Raw genomic sequence first — 10,905 nt, forward strand, 5'->3', positions numbered from 1 at the left:
GTCGTTGGGATTGGCACTGACCTGCGGAAACAGCAGCACCGTCTGCACTTTAGGATCGTAAATATGGTCAATCGTCTGGAGTTGTTGTCCCATCAGTGGAACGACGGTCATCCAGAAAATTATAAACGTACATAATCTGTGAAATTCAGGCATTCAGGCAAATTTTAAAAGTAAATAGTTAGTACATAAACGACTTTAGTTCGGCGCAAGTATACGGCGCTGATCGTGTGAGAAGAATGGAAACGTTGCTAATTTTGGCAAAATGACCTACTACTCAGCCAAACGTATTTATGGTTAATTACAACCCGAAAGAATGGGGCCGGTTTCTCTTTACATTCAACCGGGCCGATACAGTCCGCAAATTACTCCCGGTTCTCATCGGAGTTGGTTTTTACGCCTTTATTATTGTTCACGCGATCGAATTGCTTGGCCTGGCCGAAAATCCACACCTGAAAAACTTCTCGTTCATGCACACGCTGCTGAGCTTTGTGATTTCCATGCTGCTGGTTTTTCGGACCAATACGGCCTACGACCGTTGGTGGGAAGGGCGTAAACTATGGGGATCGCTGGTCAATAACACCCGAAATATGGCGCTCAAACTCGACCAGTTACTGGAACCCAGTCAGGCCGAATCCCGTCAGTTTTTCCGGAATATGATTCCCAATTTTGCCTTTGCCCTGAAAAATCACCTCCGCCAGGAACCGATTGAGAAAGAATTTACGGAAATCCCTTCGTTCAGCCTGCAGACGCTTCACCTGAATGAGCACATACCCCAACAGATTGCACTGGCTATTTTCGGAAAAATTAACGAACTGCAGCGCCGAAATATCCTGCTTCCGGAGCACCTTGTTATTCTGAACCCGGAAGTTCAGTCGCTGATGGACATATGCGGAGCCTGCGAACGGATTAAAAATACGCCCATTCCGTTTTCCTACAGCTCGTTCATCAAGAAATTCATTTCCATATACTGCCTTACGTTACCACTCGGATACGTGTCCAATCTGCATTATCTGGTCATTCCGCTGGTGGTGTTTGTCTTCTACGTACTGGCCAGCCTTGAAGTTATTGCTGAAGAAATTGAAAATCCGTTTGGCACCGACGCCAACGATCTGCCCCTCGATACCATCTGCAAAGGCATTCATAAAACCGTTACGCAGTCGTTCGACCACAAACTTACCCTCGAACAACCCGAGCAAAACGGATCGCCCAAAGCAGGCTTCCGGTATGATCGATAGCCGTTGGCAAAGGGGCTACGTTCACTCAAATAACCCGATCTGCCCCGCTGGCCGGAAGAGCCCTGTCGTTAGCGTTGGCGCCTGCCGATCGCTGAGGTGTTTCTGGCAGGCAATACGGTGTAGTTGCTTGATGTGATGCGCATAATTCCCTTCGCCCGACATCCGTGTTTTGAACCGGGAATCATTCAGTTGTCCGCCGTGGCAATCGGCAATCTGGTTCAGGATTCGGTCGGCCCGGTCGGGAAAGGTTTGTTGTAGCCAATCGGTGAACAGTGGGCCGAGTGCGCCATTTAGCCGAACGACTGTGTAGGCCGACCAGCAGGCCCCCTGTTCGGCGGCTTGTTCAATCAGTTTAGGAATCTCCTGATCGTTCAGGCTGGGAATGATTGGGGCTGTCATGACGCCCACAGGTATGCCTGCCTGATGCAGCGTACTGATGATTTTGAGCCGTTGTGCTCCCGTAACGGTACGTGGCTCCATCAGTAGCCGCAGCTTTTCGTTAAGGGTCGTCAGGGAAATGGCTACACTCACCAGCTTAAGCCTGGCCATCTGTTGCAAAATATCCAGATCCCGCAAAATCAGCGCATTTTTTGTGATGATCGATACCGGATTTCGGTAACATAAACAAAGCTGAAGCAGCTGTCGGGTAAGCTGATACGTTCGTTCAGCTGGTTGATAGCAGTCCGTATTTCCTGAAAAATGAATCACTTCCGGCTTGTACGAACGCGACTGAAATTGCTTTTCGAGCAGTTCGGGCGCGTTGCGCTTCACCATGATTTTACTTTCAAAATCTAAACCTGCCGAAAATCCCCAGTATTCGTGGGTGGGCCGGGCGTAGCAGTAAATGCAGCCATGCTCGCAGCCCTGATACGGATTGATAGATGCCCAAAAACCCACGTCCGGGCTTTTTGTATGGCTGATGATCTGCTTCGGCGTTTCCTCAAAAAATTGTGTTTTCACCACCGGTTCAGGAAAATCTTCATCGAAAAAACCGGTATTTTCATCAGGTTCATACCGATGAGCCGTATACGAGTTAGCCGTATTGAATTGCGCTCCCCTACCCTTTTTGTAATTGCCCATAACTACGACAAGTAAAATGCAATTATATTTTACTTATACGATAAAACCAATCGTTACTACGCATCCATTAAAATCTTTTTTTGGAGCGGACTCAATAGGACGCAAGAGTTGACTAACTCGCTAATTTGACACAGATTGCATAAAACTCTGAACCTCAACCTTGTCGTTTATGGAGAAATGTCCCAACTGTTCAGCAGATCTGGAAAGTCATTTTCTGCATTGCCCAGCCTGCGGCCAAACGACAGACCTGCCTCGTTTCAGAATCCGTGATATACTTGATGAGTTTGCGCAGGCTATTTTTAGTGTCGATCGGGGTGTATTGTTTCTCATCAGGAATCTGGCAACCCAGCCGGGCGTTACGGCCCGTGAATACGTACTGGAAAAAAAGCGTAGGAAATACTTCAATCCGTTCTCGTTTCTTCTGCTCATACTGGGCCTCAATCTGTCCGTCAATGTGCTTATAAAACCCTACACGGCGGCATTTTCTTCCCGAACAGCCACGGGTCAAAGCAAAAGACCCAACATTCCCCCGGACCAGTTGCGCTACGTTGAGCGTCGGCATCAGGCAACTGTTTTTATTGAAGAAAACATCAATGTCGTCGGGTTAGCGGCTATTCCTCTTTTCGCCTTCATTTTCTGGTTATGCTTCCGCCGTAGCGACATCAATTACGCTGAGCATCTGGTCGCTCAGGTTTTCTTCTCGAGTTTTTTCTCACTGTTCAGCATTGTGTTAACCTTAACGCTGGGTTTGGCGCTGAAGCCGTATTTACCTTTTCTGAACAGAACCCTCCTGCTTTTTCAACTCGTTTACCTGTCGGTTGCCTATTACCAGTTCTTAAACTACAGTAGCCCCGTCAATTACCTGAAAACCAGCGCGGCCACGGTATTGGCGCTGATCAGCTGGATTGTGGTATCGGGCAGTGCTGTATTCTTATACGTAAAATACGGCTTATAAGGTATTTCACCCCTAAATCCCCGGAAGGGGACTTTGCTCGTATTTGGACAAAGTCCCCTTCCGGGGATTTAGGGGTGAAATAGTGAAAGAGTACTACGTTACTGACTACGCTAATTTCTTCTCCCACTCTTCGGCCTGCAGCATGGCGGTTTCCCATTCATCCTGAAGCTGCGCGATTTCGGCTTTGACACGATGATATTCGTCGTTTTTAGCCTGCATCAGTTTATCGTCACCATACGTAGCCGGATCAGCCAGTTCGTCTTCGAGCCGCTTCTTACGTCTCTCCAGCTGATCTATTTTTTGTTCTGCTTCCTCAGCCTGCTGCGTTAATTTTTTGAGCGTACGCTGGCCTTCTCGGCGTTCATCATCACTGGCATGAATTGCGGGGGCGCTTCGCGCAGGAGTTTCCGGGCTTGCTGCTTTTCCGTTAGACGCTCCCTGCGATCCGGGCTCGCTCTGCTTACCCTGCTTTTTTTCTTCCATCCACCACTCGTACTCGTCGTACGTACCCGGATATTCCTTGATCTGTTCGTCTTCGATATACCAGATTTTGTTGGCGATCTGCGAAACGAAATAGCGATCGTGCGAAACCACTACGTAGGTACCTTCGTATTGCTCCAGCGCCTGAATCAGAATATTCACCGACTGCATATCGAGGTGGTTCGTTGGCTCGTCAAGCAGCAGGAAGTTAGCCTGCGAAAGCAGAACTTTTGCCAGGGCCACGCGCGACTTTTCGCCCCCCGACAGCACTTTGATTTTCTTGAACACTTCATCGTTGGAGAACAGAAAACAGCCCAGTACGCCCCGCAGTTCGCCTTCACTTTTAGTTGGGTTAGCCTGTTTTAATTCATCCAGCAACGTATCGTCAACGTGCAGCGATTCCAGCTGGTGCTGTGCATAGAAGCTAAACGAGACGTTATGCCCTAGCTGCCGACGGCCATCATTGACTGGTTCAGAACCGGAAATGATACGTAGTAAGGTCGATTTACCCCGACCGTTCGCGCCAATCAGCGCAACTTTATCGCCCCGCTCGAGCCGGATGTCGGCATGGGTTAGAATGCGTTTAGGCCCGTAATGCTTCGTAATGTCTTCCAGATGAAGGATGTGCCGACCGGGCTGGGTTGAAAACTGAAATTTAAAGTTTACCCGCGCCGACTCGTCAATAACCGCATCGACCAGCTCCATCCGGGCGAGCTGTTTTACACGGCTTTGCGCCTGTTTCGCTTTGGTGGCTTTGGCTTTGAACCGTTCGATGAACCGCTCCGTCTGGCGGATTTTAGCCTGTTGATTTTCATAAGCACCTTTCTGAATTTCATTACGTAGTGCTTTCTCTTCCAGATAGAACGAGTAATTGCCTGGATAATAATTCAGTTTGGCGCCGGATACTTCAACCGTTGCGTCGATAACGTTATCCAGAAACTCACGGTCGTGCGAAACCACAATAACGGCTCCCTCATAGGTCTGGATGTATTTTTCAACCCATTGAATCGACGGCAGATCCAAGTGGTTCGTCGGCTCATCGAGCATCAGCAGCGACGGTTTCTGAAGAAGCAGTTTTGCCAGCATAACGCGCATCCGCCAGCCTCCCGAAAACGTACGCAGCGGTTTCTGAAGATCATCGGTCGAGAAGCCGAGCCCTTCCAGAATTTCTTCGGCCCGCGACTGAACGGTGTATCCATCCAGCGCGTCGAACTCTTCCTGAACCTTGCCCAGTTTATCCACCAGTTCGTCGCGGTAGTTGGTTTCCATCTCGTGGAGCAATTCATCAATCTGCTTCTGCAATTGATTCTGTCGCTCAAAGGCCTGCATGGCTACGGACAAAATGGAATCGTCGGTCTGGTACGATAACAGATCCTGATTCAGGAAACCCAGCGTTACGTCCCCGGCTTTGGAGATCGTACCACCGTCGGCCTGATACTCGCCATTGATGATACGTAGTAGCGTTGATTTGCCCGTTCCGTTGAGACCGATCAGGCCAATTTTCTGATTAGGCTTGATATGGAGCGAGGCATTTTCATAAAGAGCCCGGCTGCCGAGATAATACGAGAGGTTTGTGATGGAAATCATGGACGCAAATTTACCAAAAATAGAACGGTACGTCGCAAAAAGGAGACGTAAAGTATTGCGTCTCTACAAATAGACTTTTATATTTGCTGCCGCACAAGCCTCCTTAGCTCAGCTGGTAGAGCGACGCATTCGTAATGCGTAGGTCGCAGGTTCGAATCCCGTAGGAGGCTCTTTTTTAGAACAAAGGCTAATTCGCTACAGTGTTAAAATCACTAAAAAGCAGCGAATTAGCCTTTTTTTATTGGCCAAAATTTCTCGAAAAGAAATATAGAGACAACGAGGCTGCTTAAATTTTTGTGCGATGGACGTTTTTGCAGCCTCAAACAGCCCAATGGCCCCGACTGTTAATCGGGGCCATTGGATTGCCTTGGTTATACCGGTATTAATTCACTTTCAGAATCCTGACGGTTTGAGATCTAGTTCCACTACTGGCCCTTAATAAGAGGACACCTGGTGGAATGGTTGACACATCAAACCGATAATGTTCGCTGATGCCCGCTCGCTCAGTACGTCTTTGGTCAATAATACGCCCCTTTATGTCGGTTAATGATAGTTGTAACAACCTGGTTTCGACTCCGGTTACCTCAACCTCGACGGCCTCTCTCACCGGGTTACCCAGTGAGTTGACCTGTAGTCTTTCTGTCGGTTCTAAGTTCAAACCCAGCCGGGCCGCTCCCCCACCTCATTGTTTTTACTAACCTTTTGGCCCGACGACCAAGCTTTGTATTCTTTGGTTAAATGCGCGTTCCGGTAAAACAGACGGTCGATCAGAGCCGCGTCGAAGATGAACCATTCATAGACGTTGGTAATGACGCAGTGCCGAATGTCGCTGTTCCTACTACGTTCCCGTTCCTGAAAGTAGTACAGGAGAAGTTCATGAAAGGCTTTCGCGTTAAGGTTCTGGCGGATACTCATTTCGCCTTTGTTGGAGGGCCGTTTGACCTCTGCAGGTAAAATCTTCAGCAGATTGACTAACCACGCCCGCTGGCCTACCCGAAAAATTCGCTGTCCCCATTCGGCGGGGTATCGAGTCAATTCGTACGAAATTACCCGGGCATAAGCTCACATTCACAGCGTTACGTGTGTATGGGCAAATGCGCGTTTTCCTGAGATCGATACTCAACGCTTGTTTATTCACTGCCGGGTTAAAACTTTTCGCTTCAACGCTCACTTATTTCCTCGTAACACCCAAAACACGATGTCAACCGCTTCCCAGTTAAGCCCTAACGAGTTTGATACCCTCAAACATCACATCCAGGATATTCGCATCGCCTTGCTGACCACCCAGGCCCCCGATGGCAGCCTGCGTACCCGGCCTATGGCGACCCATCAACTTGACCCTGATGGCACCATGTGGTTTTTTACCCGTGACGATTCGGCCAAAGTTGTGCATATTCGCCACCACCCCGCTATCGCTCTGGGTTTTTCGAACCCTCAGACCCAGGTCTCGGTATCGACGGCGGGACAGGCCGAGATCGTCAGAGACCAGTCGAAAGTAGATGCCTTATGGGATGAGGGCTTACGGGACTGGTTTCCCGAAGGAAAGGATGATCCTAACCTTGTGCTGCTGCGCATCACCACCAGCCAGGGTGAATACTGGGATTAATCAACTGAGGCCCTGGAATATACACTATATGCCATTCACGAATAAAGTCTGTATCGTTACCGGAGCAACTTCCGGCATTGGCCGGGCCACGGCGGAATGTCTGGCCCAGCAAGGCGGCAAGCTATTGCTCATTGACAAAGATGAAGAAGGAGGCCGGGAACTGGTAAGCACACTACGTGACCAGGGAACCGAGGTCCAGTTTGCCCCGATAGATCTGGCCGATGCAGCGGCTATCGAAACCGCCGTTGGCCAGGCCCTGGCCCGCTGGGGCCGGATTGATGTGCTGATCAACAATGCGGCCATGATGAGTTTTAAGCCCATCGTAGACTTATCCGTTGAGGAGTGGGATCAGGTGCAGGCGGTCAATCTGCGAGCCGTGTTTTTATTCTGTAAGTATTGTATTCCTCATATGCAGGGGGGAGCCATCGTCAATGTCAGCTCGGTACATGCCCACCAATCGACGGCCAATGTCATTCCCTACGCCAGCAGCAAAGGCGGCCTGGAAGCCTTTACGCGGGGTGTAGCTACCGAATATCCTATGGATCAGGTACGTATCAACTGCGTGGCCCCTGGCGCCGTCGATACCCCCATGCTCTGGGAGAATCCTAACGTCAAATCCGGTCAGGAGAAAGTGGAGGGCGTCATCGGTCAGCCTACCGACATTGCGGCTGCGATTTGTTTCTTAGCTTCCGATGAGGCTCGTTTCATCAATGGCACAACCCTGGTTGCCGATGGCGGTCGACTGGCAGTTTTATAGCCGTTTCCTCCCTCAATCCAGCAGCTATATAGAAGGGCCGACTGCTTCAGAATTAGAACTCTTTCTCACCAAACTCATTGCCTGGCAGTTTGGCAGGCTTATTCCGCTGATGCAGCGAGTAACTCAGGTTAAGTAACAGAATATCCTTCTCCTGAATGTAGTTCGTCGTTGTATAAAAATCTACTCCGCGCGTGGTGATTCGCTGCTCATTGCTCTTTAGCCAACCCAGGCCTATGTTCTGCCACTGGAACAGAACCGAGAGCCGATTTTGAATAAAACTTTTTTTGATGGATAGATTCGGTACAAAGAAGCGGGAATCTTCGCCCTGGGCCGTAATCCGCTGAGAGAGATAATTTAGATTGGCCTGGAGCACCCATCCGGCCGCCGGTTGAATCGTAGTATTGGCATTCATCGAATAGGCCCACGCCCGGTTGTTAAACACTACGGTATTCTGAAACAATTGTCCGGAAATTACCGACCGGTAGACCGTACCGCCAACGTAGAGCTTCCAGCGTTTGGTGATCGTCAGATCCGCAGTGAGTTCCAGTCCTAGCCGCTGCGCTCGTCCTGCATTGGTGTAGAGTCGGTTAAGGATCGTATCCGCATACACACTATTGACCCGGTTGACGATGTTCTGCACGTTTTGATGATATAGCGTTGCCTGCCAGGTGCTACGGCCTGCGGTTCGGGTTACACCCAGTTCGCTCAGGTCCACAAATTCAGGCAGCAGAGCCGGATCACCTTGTTCGAGGGTTTCCGAGTGTTCGCGTTCGGGCAGTGGGTTGAGAGCTAGATTGCTGGTACGCTGGACCCGGCGGCTATAGCCCAATCGAAGCAGCCAGTCCTCGCTGGGACGATACGCCAGGTTCAGCGAAGGAAACAAATTGTTCAGGCTCAAGGGATAGCTTTGCCCTTGCGGCTGGATGACCACGTCGCGCCCAGCGGCTTCAAAACGGATACCGGCTGTGTAGTCCCATTGCCTGGCTTTGTGACTGTACTGACTGTAGAGACTATGAATCTGATTGGTAATGCGGGCTTGCCCGGTAAAAGCATCAATCAGGAGCAGCGGTGCCCCTTGCCCATCCTGGTTGAGATACCGATAATCGCCATTGTCACGCTGATAGCGGTACTGATACCCTGCTTCGAGCCGCCCGCCCGCCAGGGGCCAACTCGCATCGAGATTGGCCCGAAGGTTGCCAATGGGTCGATCCGTGGTGGTGAAGGTGTATTGCAGCGTATCCCGGGTGTCGGTTCGACGCACATTCAGATTGCGCGTAAACCCATCCAGATAATCATATTCATAGAGGATTCCGGCACTGAGTGTCGTTTTACTGGTAAAGGTATGGGTGTAATCCAGATTGGCCGTAAAAAACTGACCCCGCTTACGCACCAGGTTTGCGTTGAAATAGTCAATCTGGCTAATCAGTAAGCCGGTTTGCCGATCCGTTTCCCGGTTGTTGTAAACCAGATCGGCCGTCCGGTCTTCGGTACGATGCCCATAATATAAACCCGCCGACCAGACATCCGCTTTTGTGGGCGTAAAGCTTATCGCTAGCCGATTGGTCAGGGTGTAGCGATTAAAACTACGCTCACCGGTACTGGGAAAACGGGTCATGCGATTGCCAAGAACGGTGTACACATCGCCTTCCCGTCGACCGGCCAGATCATTCCGCAGGTATGCCATGCTCAGGGTCCAGTCCCAGCGATTGGTTCGGTAGCTGATCGATGCGTCCGCACTGTAGCGAACCGGATGATGCCCGTTAGCAAACGCGTTCAGACTGGGGAATCCGCCCTGACCGTTGACCAGTACAGACAGGCCTTGATCTACTCCCGATTTGGTGGAGATGGCGATGATACCAGCCTTGCCATCCGGGTCAAATCGGGCCGATGGGGTGGTAATGACATCAATGGCCTCAATGGTGTTGGCCGGTAGCTGATTCAGCAAGGTACCTAAATTGGCCTGCACGGGCTTGCCATTTAACAGCACCAAAAACCCGTTAGCTCCTCGTTGGGTTACTTCGCCTTCCGCGCTGATGCTGATACCCGGTAGGTTTCGTAGCAGATCGGTCGCCGTGCCACCCACGGCAGCGCCAAACTGAGCGGCTCGATACGTTTGGCGGTCGGCTTTTACCATTAAATCTGATCGCTGTCCCGTAACGACTACTTCGTTTAACTGATTTTTGACGGGTTCAAGCAAAAGCGATCCCAGGTTAAGTATTTCGCTCCGTTTCAGGGTGAGGGTAACTAGATGGGCTTTGTAACCGATAAAAAAAGTTTTCAGCACGTACTGACCGGGGGGCACCGGCGTAATGAGAAAGTTGCCTACAGAATCCGAAAGGGCACCGGTTATAGCCACGGAGTCGGCGGGTCGATAGAGCGCTACGCTCGCAAAAGGAATAGGCTTCGTTGTGGAAGCATCTACCAATAAGCCCCGCAGCCCGGACTGTCCAAACAGCAACTGGCTATACCCGAAAAGAATCAGCAAAAAAAGGAGACGATGTGCCATTAAATTTCAATCCTATAGAATTTGTAGGTTGATATAGTCTGATGCAACCCAGCTTGCCCGTATTGCCGCAAAGGTATCTAAGCGTCGTTACACCTGTATCGTCAAGTTTGGCTTGATTTTGGTATTTTTGAAACAAACGTAGCTAATCACCGATTTCTTCAGCCTGATGGATCAACCCGAGTCCGTTCTGTTTCCGATAAAGGATAAACTGAAAAACGAGCAAATTGTCAAGGTGTCTCGTTTTAAGGAACGGGGGGATATAACTTAACTATCCAGTGGGGCCTGTCTAGGCTCATAACATCCATACTCAATATGGCGTTGGTAATGCTAACGGATCACATACGCTGTTGGCTCATTTAGTGCACGAACACTTGCTAACTCGTCTCAACATTAGCCCCCTGATCAAGTTAAGGGCTTAAGTTGATCAATGTACGATGATTCAGATAACTTCCTGGTCAAGCCTGGGCTTGACGGCACTTTTGTTCTTTATAGCTGTTTTTGGCCGCTACATCCTGTTTTCATTAGCCTTTGGGTGGTTCTTTACCGGTCGTCAAGGCCAATACCATCAGCCTAGATCAACGGTACAGACTCGTCCCCCGAAGCCGGGCCAGGAGTGGCGCGAAATTGGCTGGTCGGCGCTCACGTCCCTGATTTTTACTGCCATCGCCGTCGGTGTTATGGTAGCCTATCAACAGGGAT

Annotated in this window: 8 protein-coding genes, 1 tRNA gene and 1 pseudogene; 6 read left to right on the forward strand and 4 right to left on the reverse strand. The window is 50.2% G+C overall.

Features of this window, described 5'->3' with window-relative positions; genetic code table 11:
• Window positions 1-290 precede the first annotated feature (290 nt).
• The gene (locus ACOJS8_RS18725) at window positions 291-1,235 is read left to right on the forward strand and encodes a bestrophin family protein (RefSeq protein ID WP_420150073.1); all 945 of its coding nucleotides are present in this window, start codon (window positions 291-293) and stop codon (window positions 1,233-1,235) included.
• A 21-nt stretch (window positions 1,236-1,256) separates the two neighbouring features.
• Here ACOJS8_RS18725 and ACOJS8_RS18730 read toward each other — a convergent pair whose 3' ends face one another.
• Complete coding sequence (locus tag ACOJS8_RS18730) at window positions 1,257-2,315, reverse strand: PA0069 family radical SAM protein (protein ID WP_420150074.1); 1,059 nt, start codon at window positions 2,313-2,315, stop codon at window positions 1,257-1,259.
• Window positions 2,316-2,484: 169 nt separating this feature from the next.
• Here ACOJS8_RS18730 and ACOJS8_RS18735 point away from each other — a divergent pair, with 169 nt between their 5' ends.
• The gene (locus ACOJS8_RS18735; RefSeq protein WP_420150075.1) at window positions 2,485-3,270 is read left to right on the forward strand and encodes a DUF3667 domain-containing protein; all 786 of its coding nucleotides are present in this window, start codon (window positions 2,485-2,487) and stop codon (window positions 3,268-3,270) included.
• A 105-nt stretch (window positions 3,271-3,375) separates the two neighbouring features.
• Here the strand turns inward: ACOJS8_RS18735 and ACOJS8_RS18740 are convergent, their stop codons facing one another.
• Entirely contained in the window at window positions 3,376-5,337 is a 1,962-nt protein-coding gene (locus ACOJS8_RS18740) for an ABC-F family ATP-binding cassette domain-containing protein (protein WP_420150076.1), read from the reverse strand.
• 97 nt (window positions 5,338-5,434) lie between these two features.
• Between ACOJS8_RS18740 and ACOJS8_RS18745 the strand changes: the two genes are divergently transcribed.
• Window positions 5,435-5,507, forward strand: a tRNA-Thr gene (locus ACOJS8_RS18745).
• A gap of 484 nt (window positions 5,508-5,991) precedes the next feature.
• Here ACOJS8_RS18745 and ACOJS8_RS18750 read toward each other — a convergent pair.
• Complete coding sequence (locus tag ACOJS8_RS18750; protein ID WP_420150077.1) at window positions 5,992-6,372, reverse strand: DUF7149 domain-containing protein; 381 nt, start codon at window positions 6,370-6,372, stop codon at window positions 5,992-5,994.
• A 163-nt stretch (window positions 6,373-6,535) separates the two neighbouring features.
• On the opposite strand from ACOJS8_RS18750, the gene ACOJS8_RS18755 reads away from it, so the two are divergent.
• Together ACOJS8_RS18755 and ACOJS8_RS18760 are read left to right on the forward strand one after the other, a co-directional pair.
• Complete coding sequence (locus ACOJS8_RS18755; protein ID WP_420150078.1) at window positions 6,536-6,943, forward strand: pyridoxamine 5'-phosphate oxidase family protein; 408 nt, start codon at window positions 6,536-6,538, stop codon at window positions 6,941-6,943.
• 28 nt (window positions 6,944-6,971) lie between these two features.
• On the forward strand, window positions 6,972-7,700 hold the full coding sequence (locus ACOJS8_RS18760; RefSeq protein WP_420150079.1) for an SDR family NAD(P)-dependent oxidoreductase: 729 nt from the start codon (window positions 6,972-6,974) through the stop codon (window positions 7,698-7,700).
• Between the two features lie 52 nt (window positions 7,701-7,752).
• Here ACOJS8_RS18760 and ACOJS8_RS18765 read toward each other — a convergent pair whose 3' ends face one another.
• The gene (locus tag ACOJS8_RS18765) at window positions 7,753-10,206 is read right to left on the reverse strand and encodes a TonB-dependent receptor domain-containing protein (protein ID WP_420150080.1); all 2,454 of its coding nucleotides are present in this window, start codon (window positions 10,204-10,206) and stop codon (window positions 7,753-7,755) included.
• 434 nt (window positions 10,207-10,640) lie between these two features.
• Here ACOJS8_RS18765 and ACOJS8_RS18770 point away from each other — a divergent pair.
• A pseudogene (locus tag ACOJS8_RS18770) lies at window positions 10,641-10,905 on the forward strand (sterol desaturase family protein); the annotation flags it as partial.

It is taken from the genome of Spirosoma sp., assembly GCF_048594605.1.
Taxonomy (GTDB): Bacteria; Bacteroidota; Bacteroidia; order Cytophagales; family Spirosomataceae; genus Spirosoma.